The sequence below is a fragment of the Bacillus aquiflavi genome (assembly GCF_019915265.1).
Lineage (GTDB): Bacteria > Bacillota > Bacilli > Bacillales > Cytobacillaceae > Bacillus_BT > Bacillus_BT aquiflavi.
The window spans coordinates 585,341-604,952 of record NZ_CP082780.1 but is presented as its reverse complement, the minus strand read 5'-3'; the positions used below and the strand labels follow the sequence as shown (position 1 = coordinate 604,952).

The 19,612-nt window shown below is 34.6% G+C and carries 20 protein-coding genes and 1 pseudogene; 15 read left to right on the top strand and 6 right to left on the bottom strand.

Annotated features, from left to right (window positions below; all coding sequences use genetic code 11):
* Positions 1–38: 38 nt before the first annotated feature.
* Positions 39–1,037, bottom strand: a pseudogene (locus K6959_RS03145) (M14 family zinc carboxypeptidase).
* 157 nt (positions 1,038–1,194) lie between these two features.
* Between K6959_RS03145 and K6959_RS03140 the strand changes: the two are divergent.
* Positions 1,195–1,446, top strand: a complete 252-nt coding sequence (locus K6959_RS03140) for a YhdB family protein (RefSeq protein WP_163238908.1) — start codon at positions 1,195–1,197, stop codon at positions 1,444–1,446.
* 62 nt (positions 1,447–1,508) lie between these two features.
* Here K6959_RS03140 and K6959_RS03135 read toward each other — a convergent pair whose 3' ends face one another.
* Together K6959_RS03135 and K6959_RS03130 are read right to left on the bottom strand one after the other, a co-directional pair.
* Positions 1,509–2,150 carry a response regulator gene (locus tag K6959_RS03135; RefSeq protein WP_163238906.1) on the bottom strand — a complete coding sequence of 214 codons (642 nt, stop codon included), beginning with the start codon at positions 2,148–2,150 and terminating at the stop codon, positions 1,509–1,511.
* Positions 2,147–3,265, bottom strand: coding sequence for a GAF domain-containing sensor histidine kinase (locus K6959_RS03130; protein ID WP_163238904.1), 1,119 nt, complete (start codon positions 3,263–3,265; stop codon positions 2,147–2,149). The genes K6959_RS03135 and K6959_RS03130 overlap by 4 nt, the downstream gene beginning before the upstream one ends.
* A gap of 182 nt (positions 3,266–3,447) precedes the next feature.
* On the opposite strand from K6959_RS03130, the gene K6959_RS03125 reads away from it, so the two are divergent.
* Together K6959_RS03125 and K6959_RS03120 are read left to right on the top strand one after the other, a co-directional pair.
* Positions 3,448–3,879 (top strand): disulfide oxidoreductase, encoded by a 432-nt coding sequence (locus K6959_RS03125; protein WP_163238902.1) that lies wholly within the window; start codon positions 3,448–3,450, stop codon positions 3,877–3,879.
* A 48-nt stretch (positions 3,880–3,927) separates the two neighbouring features.
* Complete coding sequence (locus K6959_RS03120; protein ID WP_163238900.1) at positions 3,928–4,395, top strand: thioredoxin family protein; 468 nt, start codon at positions 3,928–3,930, stop codon at positions 4,393–4,395.
* 302 nt (positions 4,396–4,697) lie between these two features.
* Here K6959_RS03120 and cysK read toward each other — a convergent pair whose 3' ends face one another.
* The gene (cysK, locus tag K6959_RS03115) at positions 4,698–5,624 is read right to left on the bottom strand and encodes a cysteine synthase A (RefSeq protein ID WP_163238898.1); all 927 of its coding nucleotides are present in this window, start codon (positions 5,622–5,624) and stop codon (positions 4,698–4,700) included.
* Between the two features lie 165 nt (positions 5,625–5,789).
* Here cysK and K6959_RS03110 point away from each other — a divergent pair, with 165 nt between their 5' ends.
* Entirely contained in the window at positions 5,790–6,707 is a 918-nt protein-coding gene (locus K6959_RS03110) for an RluA family pseudouridine synthase (protein WP_163238896.1), read from the top strand.
* 38 nt (positions 6,708–6,745) lie between these two features.
* Here the strand turns inward: K6959_RS03110 and K6959_RS03105 are convergent, their stop codons facing one another.
* Together K6959_RS03105 and K6959_RS03100 are read right to left on the bottom strand one after the other, a co-directional pair.
* Positions 6,746–7,162 (bottom strand): GNAT family N-acetyltransferase, encoded by a 417-nt coding sequence (locus K6959_RS03105; RefSeq protein ID WP_218943864.1) that lies wholly within the window; start codon positions 7,160–7,162, stop codon positions 6,746–6,748.
* A 737-nt stretch (positions 7,163–7,899) separates the two neighbouring features.
* Positions 7,900–8,334 (bottom strand): CDI toxin immunity protein, encoded by a 435-nt coding sequence (locus K6959_RS03100; RefSeq protein WP_163238894.1) that lies wholly within the window; start codon positions 8,332–8,334, stop codon positions 7,900–7,902.
* A gap of 340 nt (positions 8,335–8,674) precedes the next feature.
* Between K6959_RS03100 and K6959_RS03095 the strand changes: the two genes are divergently transcribed.
* From K6959_RS03095 to K6959_RS03045, 11 genes are all read left to right on the top strand, one after another.
* Positions 8,675–9,058 (top strand): YwqH-like family protein, encoded by a 384-nt coding sequence (locus K6959_RS03095; RefSeq protein WP_163238892.1) that lies wholly within the window; start codon positions 8,675–8,677, stop codon positions 9,056–9,058.
* A gap of 20 nt (positions 9,059–9,078) precedes the next feature.
* A complete protein-coding gene (locus K6959_RS03090) occupies positions 9,079–9,363 on the top strand; it encodes a DUF5344 family protein (protein WP_163238890.1) in 285 nt (94 codons plus the stop codon).
* Positions 9,360–11,387: an LXG domain-containing protein gene (locus K6959_RS03085; RefSeq protein ID WP_223087596.1), complete on the top strand. Its 2,028-nt coding sequence runs from the start codon at positions 9,360–9,362 to the stop codon at positions 11,385–11,387. The genes K6959_RS03090 and K6959_RS03085 overlap by 4 nt, the downstream gene beginning before the upstream one ends.
* A gap of 11 nt (positions 11,388–11,398) precedes the next feature.
* Positions 11,399–12,640 carry a hypothetical protein gene (locus K6959_RS03080; RefSeq protein ID WP_223087594.1) on the top strand — a complete coding sequence of 414 codons (1,242 nt, stop codon included), beginning with the start codon at positions 11,399–11,401 and terminating at the stop codon, positions 12,638–12,640.
* A gap of 373 nt (positions 12,641–13,013) precedes the next feature.
* Entirely contained in the window at positions 13,014–14,141 is a 1,128-nt protein-coding gene (locus K6959_RS03075) for a hypothetical protein (RefSeq protein WP_163238876.1), read from the top strand.
* A gap of 216 nt (positions 14,142–14,357) precedes the next feature.
* Positions 14,358–15,608, top strand: a complete 1,251-nt coding sequence (locus K6959_RS03070) for a hypothetical protein (protein WP_223087592.1) — start codon at positions 14,358–14,360, stop codon at positions 15,606–15,608.
* Between the two features lie 543 nt (positions 15,609–16,151).
* A complete protein-coding gene (locus K6959_RS03065) occupies positions 16,152–16,535 on the top strand; it encodes a YwqH-like family protein (protein ID WP_223087590.1) in 384 nt (127 codons plus the stop codon).
* A gap of 14 nt (positions 16,536–16,549) precedes the next feature.
* Entirely contained in the window at positions 16,550–16,822 is a 273-nt protein-coding gene (locus K6959_RS03060; RefSeq protein ID WP_163238870.1) for a DUF5344 family protein, read from the top strand.
* A gap of 12 nt (positions 16,823–16,834) precedes the next feature.
* Complete coding sequence (locus K6959_RS03055) at positions 16,835–18,322, top strand: LXG domain-containing protein (RefSeq protein WP_223087589.1); 1,488 nt, start codon at positions 16,835–16,837, stop codon at positions 18,320–18,322.
* Positions 18,323–18,621: 299 nt separating this feature from the next.
* Positions 18,622–19,074, top strand: a complete 453-nt coding sequence (locus K6959_RS03050; protein WP_163238866.1) for a DUF5085 family protein — start codon at positions 18,622–18,624, stop codon at positions 19,072–19,074.
* A 2-nt stretch (positions 19,075–19,076) separates the two neighbouring features.
* Positions 19,077–19,526: a DUF5085 family protein gene (locus tag K6959_RS03045; protein ID WP_163238864.1), complete on the top strand. Its 450-nt coding sequence runs from the start codon at positions 19,077–19,079 to the stop codon at positions 19,524–19,526.
* Positions 19,527–19,612 lie beyond the last annotated feature (86 nt).

Sequence of the window (19,612 nt, the reverse complement as noted above, 5' to 3'; positions counted from 1 at the left end):
CAATGTATGAAAAATGAATAAGTTTGATGAAAATGAGGTTAGATTTTTTTAAAAAGATTTAACTTTTTCGCTTCATATGCAAGCATAATCCCAACTAGTTCGTTTCGACTCCATTCTTCTTCAAAAACGGTAAGTGGAGGATTTGTTTCCCCGACAAGATAACTCAGTTCAATTGTCATTGCAGGTCGTTTAAACGTTGTAATAAACCAATCAGTATAACCCCCACCAATTGCATTTTTACTCGGATTTGCAAGCTTATATCCAGTAATGAAGGCTATGTTTTCAGCAATGCTTCGATCTCTTTTCTGATGACGGCCATTTTTATAATTCCAATAAATTTCTCTTCCAGCTGTATGATAAGCAATTGCAATTAAAGGTTGCTCCTTTTTTGTAAATTTTGTAAGTGCTGCTACTTCAGCTGCTTCAAGTGGCCGCTTTCCTTTATAAAATTGATAGTAGGGCACAGCTGGTTCTTTATTAAGCTTTTTCCACCCAGCTGGATACTGACGATTTAAATCGATTCCGTGCCCATTTGCTTTCCATCTTGAGAAATCAATCCAATTCTCATTCATTTTCATTAATCGGCCACGATGCGAAAGCGGAAATTCATTGATTAGCCCTTGTTGGATCGTTACGCCATCTGGATTTAACATTGGTACAAACCAAATGGAAATATCATCGAAAATCTTTGGATGAAATAATCCGACTGCCCTGTTATTTTTGTACGCATCGGCATATGTTTCCATCATACGCATCATCATTTATGTCGATAGCCACTCCCGACCATGGTGGGAACCGACAATCAAAATATGTTCCTTTCCTTTTCCTAATTTAACTGCGTAAATTTTCCGTCCAAAATGAGAACTGCCAATTTTTTTAACCTGTAATAAATGACCATAATGCTGATCTAAAGCGATTAAATCTTTATTTAATTTATCGTATGTGTATGTTTCATACGGATTAATGATCGTCTCTCCATGGACGATCGCATGTATTGAAAAAAGTACAAAAAGAAGTATGAAAACTTTCTTTTTCATTTCTTCACCTTTTTTACTTTTAAATTGAGCGCAATCATTCATCGTTATACAGGTAAATGATGAAAATCCCCATATGACAACAAGACCAAGTTTTAGCGAGCAACTTTTTCTTTAAGCCTCATACAATAACATCAACTCCTTTAAAGGAGATGAACAAATGAATACGATGGATTATGATCGCGCATTATATTATACACACCGTTCTGAGTGGGATAATTTACTAATCTTAATGGTTAGAACGAAAGACGATTTACTTTCAAAAAAAATTGAATACTTTTTACACGCTTATCACTTTGAACATGATTATTCCGTCATTGAAAAACGACTAACTTCTCTACTGCGTTACATCGACCATGCAACTGAAACAGCTGAACAATTCCCAGAAGATAATATGTACCATCTAACTTAAAAAGTGAGAATCCACCAATCAAAAACAAGGAAAGCGAATGCTTTCCTTGTTTTATCCATCTTTCACATCATGCCATTTTTTACAGCATATAAAGCTGCTTGTGTTCGATCCGCCAAATGTAGTTTTGAGAGTAAATTTGATACGTGTGTTTTAACGGTTTTTTCCGTAATAAATAAGCTTGCCGCAATCTCTTTATTGCTTTTACCTTTTGCAATTTCTTTTAACACGTCTAATTCTCTTTTTGTTAATTCCGTAAAAGCATTTGCTTTTTTATCATTTTGTTTACTTGATAAATGGGAAAGTAAATGGGAAGTTGCTTTTGGATGAAGCTGATTTTCGCCGTGGACCATTTTAATAATAGCTTTCGCAAGCTCGTCTGGTTCAATATCTTTTAATTGATACCCAGATGCCCCTGCTTCAATTGCTGGGATTACGTGATCTTCGTCAGAAAAGCTTGTTAACATCATCACTAAAATAGCTGGGTTGATTTTCTTAATTTCTTTCGTTGCTTCAATGCCGTCCATCGTGGGCATAACTAAATCCATTAAGATGATATCCGGATTTAGTTCAGCTGCTAATTGAACCGCTTCTTTTCCATTTTGTGCTTCACCAATAATTTCAAAGTTTTCTTGTGTTTTTAAAAAAAACACGAGTCCTCTTCTTACAACATGATGATCATCAGCAATTAAAATTCGAATTGTCATTTTTTCACCTCATTAACAGGGATTATGACTGTCATTCTTGTTCCCTTGCCTAGCTCACTCTTTAATTGAAAACTGCCATTTAACTGTTCAACCCGTTCTTTCATACTTTTTAACCCGAGCGACATCATAGGCTTTGTCTCTTCATAATTGAATCCCTTTCCATCATCAGAAATTATCATCGTCACTTTTCCCTTTTCGCCGATTAACGTCAGCTTCACAAGCTGCTGTTCAGAATGTTTTTTGCAATTATTGAAAGCCTCCTGAGCGATTCTCCATAATCCTTCTTCTACTTTATAAGGAAGTGTTAAGACGCCATTAACATTTGCTTTTACCATTAAGCCGAGCATTCGGCCGTAATTTTTTAACGCACTCGTTAAACCTTTCTCCAAACCGCGAGGGCGAAGCTGCCATATAAGTGCTCGCATTTCCCCGAGAGCCTCTTGGGCCATATCTTGAATGTCATTAAATGTTTCCCTCATCTGTTTGTCAGTGGACATTTTCATTCCTGCTCGAGCCGTTAAGCTTAACGAAAACAACAACTGGTTTACAGAATCATGTAAATCACGCGCAAGACGATTGCGTTCAGCAGTAAGAGCTGTTTCTTGTTCTCGCTGGGTTAAATAAATTCTTTTAATTGCCGTGCCAATTTGAAAAGCAACTGCTTCTAGAAGAGCTAATTCTCCTTCGTTAAAATAAGTTTTATTTGGCGAACCGACATTTAATAACCCAAATTTTTCATTGCCAGCACGCAATGGAACGGTTGCATGGTGGGTTAGGTTATTCGTTTCTCCCCACTCATTATAAACTGCATCTTCAAGACGTTTACATTCCATAATATTAGTTGCTTTTTCAAGTCTGCCATCATTGTATTTATTTAAGCACCAGCATGTACCGTTCTTCATTGGCATACAACCGGCAATTTTTAAAGCTGGAGGAAGCTTTTCCATAGCAGCTAATTCGAACGTTCCATTTTGATCAATTAGAAAGATCCAGCCTGTCTCAATACCAGTTACTTGTAGTAGTTTTTTTAAAACTTCAGAAAGAACTTCAAACAAATCAGTTCCCTCATTTAACAATTCGGCTATTTCTTTCAATATTCTTAATTCAGTACCCAATTGTTTTTCACTTCTTCCATTCTTTTTCTCATTATAACTCCTTTTTTAAAAAAATACGTTAGTAAAAAGAATGAACTTCAATTACATCGAAAGGAGGAGATCATTTGAATGCGTAATGATTTACATACTCATGAAAACAATTTATAATTTTTATAAATGAAAAAAATTGAGGTAATAAATATATGAAACAAATGAACAAAGATGTTAGGGAATCTTTTTTATTTATCCCTTGGGCTGTTTCGGTCATTGCAATGTTTGGCAGTCTTTATTTTTCTGAAATCCTTCAATACGAGCCTTGTGAGCTATGCTGGTACCAAAGAATATTGATGTATCCATTAGTTTTATTATTAGGGATTGCTGTCATTAAAAAAGATGACAAAATCGCCTCCTACTCCCTCTGGATGTCAGGAATAGGCGGATTGATTTCCCTCTACCATTATTTAATTCAAAAAGTCCCTTTTTTTGCTGATCGTGCTCTCTCTTGCGGCCGGATACCTTGTACAGGTCAGTATATTAATTGGCTAGGATTCATTACAATTCCATTCCTTGCATTAGTTGCCTTTATCATTATTTTTATATTTAGCCTTTTATTATGGAAAAACGTCAATAGGTGAAAATAATTTAATAGGTGGTGTACATGCTTTTTATAAGCAGAAAAATAAATGAAAAAAATAATCGTTTTTTTAGTAATCGTTATCGCTCTTTTTGCCGGTATTGCATTTGCCACAAAAGTACAGCAAGAAAAAAAAGCGGAAGGGAACCCTTATAATAAAGATAGCTTAAATTCAGAAACAATCGCTTTGCTTGATGATGAAAATTACTCAAATATTATTTTACCTGAAGAATTAAAAGAAAAGATTGACAACGGCGAAGATGTGACAGTATATTTTTACAGTCCAACTTGCGGTCATTGCAGAGAAGCGACACCAGTTGTAAAGCCACTTGCCGATGAATTGGGGATTGATTTATTCCAATATAATGTTCTTGAATTTGAACAAGGTTGGGATGACTATAACATAAATTCAACCCCTACAATTATCCAATTTAACGATGGCAAAGAGACAGCCCGTATTGAAGGTAATCGCGGCGAGGGAACTTTTAAAGCTTGGTTTAAAGAAAACTCACTATAAGTAGATCGAGGGGGCCAATAAGTCGATTTTCGGCTATTGCCCCTCTTTTTTTAGTCAAGAATGCTGAGATATAAACATTGTATTTCCCTTTTAGAACAACTTCTTTTTCAAACTGTTGCCACAAACTCGCATACTTTGTTGCTTGCACTTCGTTGTCAGCTCATGAAAGATTGTTCTATCCGCTTTCGCCTTGTTGCTTGGCACCTCGACTGACAAGCGTTTCCGGGTTTGTTTGTGACTTTGTCTATAAGCTGAAACAGCAAAAATGAATCTGCCGTTTGTCAATTATTCATAATCATCAATTAATCCGCACTGAATAAGTCCGAAGATAAATAACGTTCGCCGCTATCAGGTGCAATACTTAGCACACGTGCTGTTTCCGGCAATGTTTCAGCAATTTGAACAGCGAAATAAACAGCCGCTGCCGAAGAAGGACCAACTAAAATTCCTTCTTTTGCTGCAAGCTGTCGTACCATCTCTTGTGCATCGTGATCATCAATATGAAGGATTTTCTCATAAAGATGTTGATTCAAAATTTTTGGTACAAACCCCGGTCCAGTCCCTGGAATTTTATGTGGACCAGGTTCACCTCCAGCTAAAACAGGTGAGCCAGCCGGCTCTACAACATAGATCTTTAAATTTGGTATTTGTTTTTTTAATTCTTCCCCTGTTCCTGTTATTGTTCCTCCAGTACCAGCAGTAAGTATGAGCACATCTAAATTTGCATCAAATGCGTGAATAATTTCTAGAGCCGTTGTATGTCGATGTGCATTCGGATTTGCAGGGTTTTCAAATTGCATTGGGATATAGCTATGCGGAATTTGCTGCGCTAATTTTTCAGCAAGATGAATTGCGCCTGTCATTCTCTCTTCTGCTGGTGTTAAGTATACTTCGGCACCATATGCTTTCATAAGCAATATTCTTTCTTTCGTCGCATTATCTGGCATCGTTAAAATACAACGATATCCTAATGCAGCACTTACCATCGCCAACCCAATTCCAGTATTTCCTGAAGTAGGCTCAATAATCGTCGATCTTCCAGGTTGAATTAACCCTTCCGCTTCAGCAGTCCGAATCATGTTATAAGCAGCCCTGTCTTTAACACTTTTTCCCGGATTAAAAGATTCCAGTTTGACAAAAACAGACGCCCCTCTTCCCTTTGTAACCCGATTTAGCTTCACAATCGGAGTATCACCAATGAGATTCAAAATAGAATTTACAACTTTCATTTTATAAAGACTCTCCTTAACGAAATCATTTTATTAATGACATATAGATTTACTTGGTATTATATTATAATTGAAAAAGGTTTGCTCGTAAACTTATTTAAAAAAGTGAATTATGATAATATCGATTAGATAACATCATCTTGAAAAATATGAGGAGAAAATGAAATGATTGTCACTTTTAAAAAAGGAGAACTATTTGAAATCATTATTCCATCTGAATGGTCTGGCATTACAATTGAACATCTATTTAAAGTTATTTTTCAAGCCCCAAAAAAGCTGACCCATCAATTTCGGATGAACAAGTTAGTAACGATAAATGGAAAAATTACGAATTGGCATACACCGTTACAAGAGGGAAATCGCTTGCAAATTCGCCTATTTCAAGAGGAGCCCTGTTCATTTATCCCTGCTTATCACGACATCGAAGTGTTATATGAAGATGATCATTTACTTATATTAAACAAGCCTGCCGGAATGGATACGCATCCAAATGAACTTAAGCAAACAAACACGCTTGCAAATGCAGCAGCATATTATTTACAAGCTAAAGGCGAGCTTCGAAACGTCCGTCATGTTCATAGGTTAGATAGAAACACTTCCGGTGCGATTCTGTTTGCGAAACATACTTTTTCAGGTGCATTGCTTGATAAGCTGCTTGAAGAACAAAAAATAACTCGTACTTACGTTGCTTTAGTTCATGGCATGATGCAACAAAAAAGGGGCACAATTAATAACCCTATCGGTCGTGATCGCCACCACCCTACAAGAAGACGAGTCTCAAGAACCGGACAAGCCGCAATAACTAAATATAAAGTAATTGAAACATACGCTGACAAAGAAATGACACTTATTCAATGTGAACTGCTGACAGGCAGAACCCACCAAATACGTGTCCATCTCAGTCATATCGGTCATCCGCTCGCAGGCGATCAATTGTATGGAGGAAAAAATATTTTTCCCCGTCAAGCACTTCATTCATTAAAATTAACGTTTCTTCACCCATTTACTAAGGAAGAAGTGATTTGTCACGCACCTTTTCTTGATAAACACATTTTCCCACAATTTGATCTTTATCAGATTTAAATACCGTGGCTCCCTGCCTTCTATTAAGGCGGGGAAACTTATAAATGATAACTCATCATCATGAGCTCTCCTTTTTTCCCCATCCTTCGTTCACCTTCATCAACATAGCCACATTTTTTATATACATGTTGGGCGACGTGATTTTTTACGTTTACAGCTAAAACAATTTCATTTATTTCGTGAAAATGTTCCTTCACAAAACGTGGCAAAAGCATTAATGCATTTTTAGCATACCCTTTTCCTTGATAACGAAAATCTGTTGAAAAAGCTCTTAACAAAATCGCATGATCGTTATTTGAGTATGATCTGACGCCATCATTTATATGTAAAACAAAAAAAATGACGAGCTTCTCCCCTTCTATAGCTAAAATAGAAGAACGGTCAGAATCCTCATTTGAAAGCTGAATACATTCTTTTGGCGTACTTGTAAAACGAAGTTGTCGTTCCGTTAACATATAATTGTCGATCGCATCTTTAAAATTCTTGTTATAAAAATAAAGCTGTATCTAAACTCCTCTCCTTTCATAAGAACATGCATTCCTATTTTTAATTATAGAGTGTACTTATTTTTTATCATTTTATCTATTCATTTATCGTTCCGAATGATTACTCCATTTTATCTTTTACTTAACTGCTTATCAAAGCATAATACAAAATAATTTTGAGCATGAACATTTTTAATTAACCTTTTAATGCGGAATCGACTATGCAAAAACTTGCGAACGTTCCTGTTTACAAAAAACAGACGATGATACTTTTTATCATTATATAATTTATCAAACCAATCGTACTCTCATAATTGTTCAATATGTTTGTCGATCTTCTTTGTGTTTAAAGAGTCTTCTAGTACGATCCTATTGATTACCTTACCGACAATTTCAAACAGCATATGAAAAAATTCATCCATTATAATATATCATCTCCTTTAAAAGAAGTAACTTGCCTGTTGTCAATGCTCTAGATTCCAAAAATCCTTTATTGGGGCTTTCATTTTGTTGGAATTTTGGTAGTTTTTATCCTCAATATTTTTCTAAAATTTCGGTATAAGTAATTTTGAAAAAAGTTAATAAATATAGTTTCGAAGTAATTTAATCCCAGGGGCAAAATCCAACTAAAGCTACTTTTCCTCTTTATTCGCTTTTTCAAAGGAGTATGTTCCTTCATCCTTCTTGTCACCTGATGTCCTTACAAACTATTTTTCACATTTTATCCATCCAATATTGATTGAGCCATCATGAAAAAATTCAATCACATATTTTTGGCGAGGGCAAAAAATATATAAATCAGACCTAAACGAAGCAAGTTCGGTTATTTTTTCCAACAATTTATTTGTTAGTTTCGTCTTTATTAACGGATCATTACCATATCCCCAAAAAATATATACAGGGAAGTTTTTAAATCCTTTTAATTCTAATATGAATGGAATTTTAGAAATGTCCTCTTCATTTAACTTTATTTTACTCATCATACTTACCGTCCAGTCAATTCTATTCCATGAAGCGATTGGAAAGATTGCAGAAAATTCTTTCTTAATCATGCTGCTTAAAGTTTCGGTTAAAATTTCAAAGCTTATTGGATGATCGTATACGTCTTGCAGCAGTTGTGTTAGTTCATTTACGATCTTCATTCTTTGTTGCTGTTTTTCTTTTTCATGCTGGATAGCTAATCATTCATTTAGTCTTTTCTGTCTTTTTTCTTTCCTCATCTTTTTTCTCCATTATTTTTTTTCCTAGTAAGCTAATATATGAGTCTCCACTTCATATGTTGATTTCTATTTATCAAGTGTAACTGATTCTTCTTGTATAAATTTCAGTTTTCATTCACTTCATTTGTATATTTCTTTACATTAATGAGATTATCTCCTTTTTCGATAAATTTATATAAAATTCTACTAATATATTAAAAAAATTCGATTTTTTGTGATACCTTTTTTTATTTAAAACGTATATATAAATGGGGGTGATTAAATGGTTGAAGCTGAAATGATTAAAGCTTTGAATCAGGAGATTGCTAGACTTTCAGGGTCAATGCGAGAGAATGAGGAGAAAGTGAGACGTTTACGGAAGACAAAATCAAATGTTGAAACTGAACAAGAAGAGTTAATAAACAATAAAAAAATTGTCTATCTTCCAGAGTTCTCATCAACTTCTTGGGCTGGAAAGCACGCTGCTGAACATTCAAACATCCGCGACAGTATTGATCAAATCGTGACAAATATTGCGAACCAACAAGTTGAAAATAGTTTAGATGATCTTGAAAAAAAGATAAATGAATTAGAGCAGGAAAACAACGCCTTAAGAAATTCCATTAGTGCAAATCAAAGCGCAATCATAAAAATTAATAATAAATAGAAGGAGATAAAAGTAACATTATGTCAGAGATCAAAATTGTCAAAAACGACATTAAATCTGCTTTTGAAGAGTTAAAAGCAAAAATAATAGAATTAAATACAGCGAGTGCAAAAGCAGATTTTTCCGTGTCAAAACTTCATGTAATCCAAAAAATCGAAGAGATTGAACAACAATATTACGCAACAATGAAAAGCTATAAAACTTATTTAGAAAAATCAGAAAATGATTCCTTATCAAATGTCGAATTGTTTATTGATGTAGAGCAAAACATTGCTCATACTATTAGTAAGGAGACGACGCAATGAAAGTATTGAATGTATCTGAAGTTAATAGTGTAATCGATCAATTAATCAAAAAAAAGAATGAAGAGAAAACACAATTTCTCGCCATTAAAGACGCAGTGCAAAAAGTGATTCATTTAGATGATGCTTTAAAAGGTAAAGGCGGTCATGCGATTCGTGAACACTTTGCAGTTCTTCATCTCCCCACTCTTGAGTTATTCGCTGAATTTTTAGATCACTATATTCAAGAGCTAAAAGAAGTTAAAAACATTGTTGGAAACTACGAAACTGAAGCTGGCTTTGTCCGTGAAGACTTTCTTGCACACGATGTGAAAAACGGCATTACAAAAGTAGATGAACTGACTCACAATATCGTCGAAAGCATTAGGAATGAACTGAATGCAGTGAGTGATATTGTCGGCGTTCTCCCGATACATACGCATCATTTTAATGCCGAAATTTTTAACGCTGAGCAACATGTTCAAAAGACGATCGACGAGTTACACCGCCTTGATGAAAGCAGCACTGCAACACTCACCTCCTCTTCCGACGTATTAAACAAGCTTAGTCAGCATGTAGGAAAAATGAGCGGTTGGACAAAAAACGGCATTCCTTTAAGTGAAAAAACTGTTGATGAAGTGAAAAAATCAGTTAAATCCTCCCAGACGTTAGAAAAAATAATTGAAGAATACGGGGTAGCTATTTTAGCCAGAAATACTAGCTTAAGCTTTGCTAGCGCAATGATGAATTCTGATAAACTGTTAAAAATGGGCGGCTTAAGCTTTAAAATGTTTAAAAAAAATGGAAATGTTTATCTTAAAGTCAAAAATGGTCCAAAAATAACAAGAAGTGAGTTAAAAAATTATTGGAAATTAATTGGTGAAGACTTTCGGATTGGGAAATGGAAATCAAGCTTTATCACTCAGCTAATGGGCGATGTGAAAAATGGAACAAAAATATATCGGAGTACGTTAGAACAATATCGAAAACTACTTGTCGACGATCTTAATATTCGTAAAGGGAACTCGGGATTTATCAATCAGCTCGTTCAAGATGTGAAAGCAGGAAAAAAATTAAGAGCAAAAGATTTAGTGAAATATCAAAAATTACTTGTCGATGATCTTAGTTTTAGTAAGAAAAACTGGAACTCCCGCTTTATTACTCAACTAGTGAATGATTTTAAAAGCGGAAAAAAATTATATAAAAATAGTCTAGAACAATATCGAAAACTACTCGTCAATGATTTTATTCATTATAAGCGAAATTGGAACTCGCAGTTTATTAATCAACTCATTCATGATGTTAAAAACGGGAAAAAAAAAACCGGAAATGAATTAAAAAAAATTCAAGAATCACTAGCGAAAAACCTTGGTGGTGATAAACGAAATTGGAACACTAGATTTGTTACTCGACTAGTAAATGAAGGAGTCCCGCTTTACAGTAAATCAAATAAAGAGTTTTATTTAAAAAACAGTGAAAAATTCACTAAAAGTAAATTCGATGCTTTAGTTGGCGATATTAAACAATTAGCAAAACCAAAGCTAAAAGTGGCCGGAAAGGCTTTTGTAGAAGAATTGAAATTTTGGAAGTTATTTAAAGGATGGAAAACAGATTCAATTTTAACAAGAGCCGGAAAAGGGGCTGGAATATTAGGACTTGGGCTTACTGTAGTAGATAACAGTAAAAGTAACTTTTATAACGAGGAAACTGGCGAACTGGACTTTAGTAAGAACAAGAAGAAGTTTGCCGTCGATACGGCGGTTGATGTCGGTTCAGGTCTAGCAGCTATGGGAGCTGGTGCAGCATACGGATCGGCTGTCTTACCACCACCTGCTGGAACAGTCGTTGGTGCAGTAGTAGGTGCAGGGGTTTTCATTTTAATTAACGTGAAAATTCCTACGGATCCACCACAAAGTATTGTCGAAATGACAAAAAATATAGCCAATAAAGCGGTCAATAAGGGAGTAAAAGCGGTAAAAAAAGCTGCGAAGAATATTGGCGATTGTATTAACGGGATAGGGAAAAAACTTGACAAAGTATTTTGGTAGGTGAAGTTCAAATGTTAAAACAATGTAACGAAGATGATTTTTATACGATAAAAATGGAGATAGATGATCGCTTAAGCCCAGAGAACATTATTATATTTTTTTGGGGGGCTTTAGTTTTAAGTGGAATTATGATCCTTGTTATCACAATTCCCCTTTACGGACCTGGTCATTATCTTACAAACCCACTTTGGTTTTTGACACATAAAATTTTCGTCATTCTTTTTGTAATTCAGCTTATTGTTACACTTTTCTACTCGCTGAAAAAAAACGCCTATCGTTATCAAAGGGTACAATCAGTCTTTTTAAGTCTATTTTCATTGAAAACAACATCATTTGATGTGTATGCTGCTTTTTTTATGTTTTGTGAAGGTAGAGATGTCCCTAGTAACTTAATAATAACAACGATTGCTTTATGGATTGGAGGCTTCATCTTCTTGCTTCTTTCAACAATTAGGGCGATCAAAAGAGTCCAACAAGGTGAATTGAGAAAGAACGGGAAAGGACTATACAATATTAAACAAACAGTAGGAAATGCTAATCTACCAATTATATTTGGAGTAGTTATGATAGGAGGAGCAATTGTAAGGAAACTATCCGATTCGGCAATCACACTTGGTACTGTAACTGATTTATATTTTATTCTCATGTTTCCTTTTATTCTCCAATATATGATGGTTTTTGCATTACCTGAGCATTTCCTTTACACGTATTGTAAATTACGATTTAAATCGTTTCATGTTCCAATGCCTAACCCCGAGGAAGAGGAGGCAAGAAAAAAACCAAATGTTAAACGCTGTCCGATCGAATCGAATATCAATAATGTAATCAGTACGACAACAAGATGTAAAATTGGTGGCTGGAGTGTTGCAGCAGAGGACTTTGAAGAAGCAATTTCTTCCAACGGATTAGAAATGACCGAAACATTAATTTATAAAATTTCAAATATAAACGAGGCGACTAATGAGGCTGACTATACGTTCTACATCCCAGTAGAGCCACCGGTAGAAATGGATAAAATTGGGGGGGATTTCTATTTTCATAAACGATGGAAATTTGATGATGGGTTTCTTATTAAAAACAGAGGTTTAGATTTTGATATGGAAGACGAAGATTTTTATGACTTACTCCGCATGAAAGCTAAAGAAGAACAGTTAATACTAAAGTCTTTCTACAAAATTTTAGATGAAGAAGGATACGTTTACTATTATGCTCCAATCGTGGAAGAACAAAAGGAAAAACACGAAGTGATTTAAATTAAGGAGAAAGTGGCTGATCGCTAATTAAAAGCACTAGAGTTAGAAGATTAATAGTTTTGGACAGTAAGTCGAGATGTCCCTCCCCTGCCTTCTGTGCCTTTATTTAGATCATTAATTAGCATAATATTCAAAAGCTTTACTCCTTGGTGAAATGAGTTTTTTATGAAATTTCTTTTTACCAAGCGAGTGCTTCATTTTATAAAAAGTTTAAAAGCGACTTGCCAACTATTATTTTTGCAAGGTGAAGTTCAAATGTTAAAACAATGTAACGAAGATGATTTTTATACGATAAAAATGGAGATAGATGATCGCTTAAGCCCTGAGGGCATTATCGCGCCTTTTTGGGGGGGCTTTAGTTTTAAGTGGAACTATGACTCTTGTTATTACAATTCCCCTTTACGGACCTGGTCATTATCTTACAAACCCACTTTGGTTTTTAACTCATAAGATTTTAGTCATTCTTTTTGCGATTCAGCTTATTGTTACACTTTTCTTTACATGGAGAAAAGTGGCTTATAGATATCAGCGAGTACAATCGATATTTTCAAGTTTTTTTTCTTTCAAATTATCACTAGATCCGTATTTTGCTTTTTTTATGTTTTGTGAAGGTAGAGATATCCCTAGTAATATAAAGACGACCGCAACCATTTTAATGATTGGCGGTTTAATCTATTTGCTTTTTTCAACAATTAGGGCGATCAAAAGAGTCCAACAAGGTCATTTGCGGAAGGGCGGAAAAGGACTATACAATATTAAACAAACAGTAGGAAATGCTAGTCTACCAATTATATTTGGAGTAACAATGATGTCGGGGGCGATTTCAAGAACGTTATCTGATTCATCGAGCACTTTTGGAATTGCAGCTGGTTTGTATTTTTTTCTTTTACTTTGCTTTATTCTCCAATATGCGATGGCTTTTGCGTGGCCTGAGCATTTCCTCTACACGTATTGTAAATTACGATTTAAATCGTTTCATGTTCCAATGCCTAACCCCGAGGAAGAGGAGGCGAAAAAAACAAATGTTAAACGCTGTCCGATCGAATACCATAATGTAATCAGTACGACAACAAGGTGTAAAATTGGTGGCTGGAGTGTTGCAGCAGAGGACTTTGAAGAAGCAATTTCTTCCAACGGATTAGAAATGACCGAAACATTAATTTATAAAATTTCAAATATAAACGAGTCGACTAATGAGGCTGACTATACGTTCTACATCCCAGTAGAGCCACCGGTAGAAATGGATAAAATTGGGGGGTATTTCTATTTTCATGAACGATGGAAATTTGATGATGGGTTAATTATTAGCTATGGGAATTTAGATTTTGGTTTGGAAGACGAAGACTATTACAATTTACTTTACACAAAAGCGGAAGAAGAGCATTTAACATTAGAAGAACCTTTCTTTAAAATTTATTTCGATCGTCATGGAGAAGACGGAACCCTTGACTTTTATGCTCCAATCGCGGAAGAACAAAAGGAAAAACACGAAGTGATTTAAATTAAGGAGAAAGTGGCTGATCGCTAATTAAAAGCACTAGAGTTAGAGGATAAACCCCTTCTTAAATCCTCTAGTTTTTTGAATTTATGTAATTTATATACATCATTTTTATTTGATACTTTGATCTTTCACTAATAATAAAAAATATATAAATTACTTACGAATTTTTGTAGGTCATTCCTTTTAAAATATTTCTTATAAACAAAGGAGGTTCACATGTTAAAACAATGTAATGAAAATGATTTTTATCAGATAAAGACAGTGGCTGAAAATCGGTTACGCCCAGACCGCATGACCAGAACACTTTGGGGTGCTTTCATGTTTAGCGGGATGATAACAGCTGTTCTTAGCTTTGGATCAGGATACAGTATTTATGTGACTAATCCAATTTGGCCAGTCATTGTGAAAATTAGTAGCATTTTATTAGCTGTTCAATTTGTAGTTACTGTTTTCTTTACAAAAAGAAAGATCGCCTATAAATTCCAAAGAACACAATCATTACTTTTAAGTACCTTTTTATTTAAAATGTCAATAGATGTATACGCCGTCTATTTTCTATCATGTGAAGATAAATCAGCACCAAGTTATATGACAACTACCGGATTTATTTTATTAATTGGCGGCTTACTCTATTTAGTTATTTCTACAATTATGGGGATAAAAAGAGTCCAACAAGGTGAATTGCGTAAAGGCGGAAAAGGATTATACAACCTAAAACAGTCAAAAGGACAAGTCAGTCTGCCAATTATCTTTGGAGCCACAATGATGGGCGGAACAATTGCCAGATTTCTATCAGATGTAAATACTCCTACTGCAAACATGGCATCTCTATTTTTTGCGCGATTCTTTGCCGTTGTTCTCCAATATGCAATGACTTTTGCATCGCCTGAGCTTTTTCTGCTCACCTATTGTAAATTTAAATTTGAATCGTTTCGAATTCCAATGCCGACACCAGTAGAATTTAAGCAAAACCAAACAATTCAATTCAGGGCAAATCACAATGGAAAAGTTAGTATAGAGCGTTTGTCATTCGAATTGTATCAAGTGATCAGTGCGACAACGAAGTGTAAAATAGATGAATGGCACTACACTGCAATAGAGTTTGATGCTGAAATTACTAAATTAGGATTAGAAAGTTCAGGAATATTAATATACAAAAGCGAAAATTTTGATCAGTCAGCTAATGAAGCCGATTATACATTTTACATCCCTGTTAATACTCCAATTGAAATGGAGGCAAATGATATATTTGATTCTTATAAAATATGGAAATTCAACGACGGACTCCTCCTTAAAAATGTGAATTTTCATCACATCAAAGATTTTTACGACTTACTCCGCACAAAGGCTAAAGAAGATCAGTTAACATTAGAAGAACCTTTCTACCATATTTTAAATGAGGAAGGCATCCTTCACATTTACGCTCCCATTATAGAAGAACAAAAGGAGAAAACCGAAGTGATTTAAAAGAAAATGGCTTATCGTGGAAACACTAAAGTTAGCGGATAAGCCATTTTGAAAGTTAGCCTCCATTTAGCTACTACTATTCGATTAGATAAGGGGTAAAGCACCGTTTTGGCACCCCCCTTATTATTTTTTTACAACACTTCTAAACTGGGATAAATACATCTCCTTCTTCCGCCTCCCTTTAAAAAAACGTTATTAATTTTTCTCTCTCTATTTCCCTAATTCCCTTTTCTTCCATTTTTTAAAGTTGATTTCCAAAATCCAAAAAATCAAAAATTCCCCAGTGCATTTTTTGCTTTTTTTTGCAGGAAAATTGGCATAACTTGTCGAATATTGTAAAGTAACTTATTTGGCTTGTAAACCCTTAAGACAAGCAATACTGCTTAGAAAGGAGGGGCAACTAAATTTTGTTATGATTAAAGAGAAAACTTCCTTTTCCGACAAATTTGTGTAAGATTATATTTGGATTGTTAAGTTTAAACAATTTAAATTTCAGAAACTTTTTCACATTTCAAACGTAAAACTACAAATGGAGGTGATTGAATGATTGAAGCACAAATGATCTCAGCTTTGAATCAGGGTATTGCTAGACTTTCCGCATCAATAAGAGAGAATGAAGCGAAAATAAAACGTTTAGAAACAGTCAAGGCAAGCATTGAAACCGAACAAGAGGAAATCATCGACAACAAAAAAAATATTTTTCAACCTGAGTTCTCATTGAATTCTTGGGCGGGAAAGCATGCTACTGAACATTCAAACGTTCGAGATAGTCTTGACACGAGCAATACTAATATTGCAAACCAACAAGTTGAAGATCGTTTAGATACTATTGAAGAAAAAATAACGGCATTAAGAAGTGAAAATCAAAGCCTGATGAATTCAATAAGCTCAAAAAGAAATGCCATAACTCAACTCAAAAATAAATAGAAAGGAGCCAAGTGATGTCGGAAATTAAAGTCGTCGAAAGTGAAATTAAATCTGCTTTTCAAAGTTTAACAGCAAAAACAAATGAATTAGATACAGCCAGCTCAACAGCTCAATTTACAGAATGTAAGCTTGATTTCATTCAAAAAATAGAAGAAATTGAAAAGCAGTACTACGCTACAACTAAAAGCTATAAAACCTCTCTATTAAAATCAGGAAATGATGCATTGTCTAATATCGAATCGTTTATTAAAACAGAGCAAGATTTAGCTCGTACAATGAGTAAGTAAGGAGACAGCGCAATGAAAGTATTGAAAGTATCTGAGATTTATAGTGGGATTGATCAATTAATCCAAAAAAAGAATAATGAGCGAAAACAGTTTCTTGCCATTAAAAATGCGATAACAAACATACTTAATTTAGACGATGCTCTAAAAGGCAAAGGCGGCGAGGCGATTCGAAATCATTTTTCAGTTCTTCATATGCCTGTTCTTGATCTGTTCGATTCTTTTATCGATAACTATGTTCAAGAACTAAAAGATATTAAACAAATGGTCGGGAACTATGAAAGTCAGGACGGATTTGTACGGCAAGACTTTATTGAACAAGATGTTAAAAATGGCATCTCTAAGGTCGAGAAACTGACCCATGATATCGTAAAAAGCATTAATGAACATTTGAATTCTGTAAGTGATATTGTAGCCGTTAGTCCGGTGAATACGGCACAATTTGATGCAGAAATTAATAATGCTAATACACAAATTGAAAAAACAATTACAGATTTAAATCATCTTGATCAAAATAGTACATCTAAGCTAGAGCCGTCTTCTAATGGATTGCAACAAATCCAACAGCTTACAGCCAAAATAAGCGATACTACAAAAACTGGTATATTTCAAAGTCAAAATACCCTTCATGATTATGTGATTTTATTAAGAAATACTATAGTCAGCTTTGGAGCAGCTTATATGAATTCTGGTAAACATTTAAAAATAGGCGATTTAAGTTTTAAAATGTTTAAGAAAGACGGAAAAGTTTTTATTAAAGTCAGAGGTAAAGAAATATCAAATCTCCGTGATTTCGAAAAATATCGTAAGATGCTCGTAGAAAATATGGGTGGCAGATGGAAGTGGAGCCGTGACTTCGTAAAAAACCTTGTTAATGATGGTGTTCCCCTTTACAAAAATTTTGATGAAAAGTTCTTTAAAAGCAATAGTAATAAATTTTTAAATAGTCAATTCGATGATTTAGGAGGATATATTACCCGATTAAATCAATCATCATTAAAAGTTGCGGGCAATACGTTTAAAAATGAAATGAAAGTATGGAGTAGCTTTACCGGTTGGAAGGAAGCTTCAACATTCACTAAATTCGGAAAAGGCGCCGGAATATTAGGATTAGGACTTACTGTATGGGATAACGCAACTGGTAACTTCCGCAACGCAAACACTGGAGAATGGGAGTACACAGGTGGAAAACAAATTAAGAAGTTTGCCGTCGATACAACAGTTGATATCGGCGCTGGTGCGGCAGCTATGGCAGCTGGTGCGGCGGCTGGTTCTTTATTCTTACCACCCGCTGGTACTATCGTAGGTGCCGTTGTAGGTGCAACAGCTTTTGCGGCTGTTAACTGGAAGTTTGGCGATCCTCCACAAAGTATTGTTGACCATACAAAAAATCTTGCCAACAAAGCTGTTGATAAAGCTGTTGATATTGCGAGTAAAGCTGTCGATAAAATCGGCGATTGCATCGGGGGAATTGGGAAAAAGCTTGATAAAGTATTTTGGTAGCTTAGAAAATATTATGTTAGTGCAATGTTGCAGAGACGGTTATATTCATCATGATTGTTCATCTTTATACAGATAATTACGATGGACTTATCTATTTATGAAAGAATTATTTAATAAGTAAGTTACAATTTGAAACAATGAAAGAGCTATGTTAGTCTACCGATTATATTAGAAAACACCAATGTCATCCTTACATAAAAAAAAAATATACAAGTAGCTTTTGCATAGCCGGTTTCTCTTCCTGTTTCCTTATTGTAATTTATTTTCCATAAAAATAGAAAGAGCAGGAGGAAAGAAAAGTGAAAATTAAGCGATGTCCGATCGAATTTCATCATGTCATAAGTACGACACCGACAAGATGTAAAACTGACGAATGGTACATGGTAGCGAGAGACTTTAGAAATGCGATTATTAAAAATGGATTATATAGTACAGGCCCAATTATTTACCAAGTTGCAAATTTTGAGAAGTCTACGAATGAAGCTGATTATACGTTCTATATACCAGTAAACACACCATTAGAAATGGAGGAAAATGATAAATTTCGTTTTTATGAATCATGGCGATTTAATGATGGATTGGCGTTTAGACATGCGGATTTAGATGATGATATTGAGGACTCTTATGAACTGCTTCGAGCAAGTGCCGAAGCATTTAACTTCGAATTAGCGGAGCCTTTCTACAACATTTATCTCGATGTATATGGGGATGGGATCATTGATATTTATGCTCCAATTGTGAAGGAGGGATAGACATGATCAATCCAAACGATTCCATCCGCTATATGAACGTAGTATCTAAAACGTATCATTTCCATTATAACGATATTGATGACATAATGAAACGCTTCCTAACCGAAGTTGTTCAAAATACAATGATAAAAGGGCCATTATTTTATTCAATCAACAACGTGCCGATGGATGAAATGGTAAATGCTGAATTCTTTATGCCGATTGAAGAAGATCATCTTGAACTTGGAAACGAAATGTATTTTCATAGCTATTATGCCGTTGAAGATATGCTTTCAATATGTTTATATGATCAATTTGAAAAGCATACTGAAGTCGCTTATCATATGTTATTGGAATACATGGAACAAAATGATTTAACTCAAACTACACCTTTCTTTCATGTCATATCTGGTGATGAAACGTTACAGTATGTTTTTATTAAAGTAGGAGTATATAAAAAGAATGAAAACTAAATGACATCATCCTCTTCAATCACAACACCCCTTCGTTAATTGAGTTCAGAAGGGGTGCTTATAATTAAACTTTATAAATAAGCAGA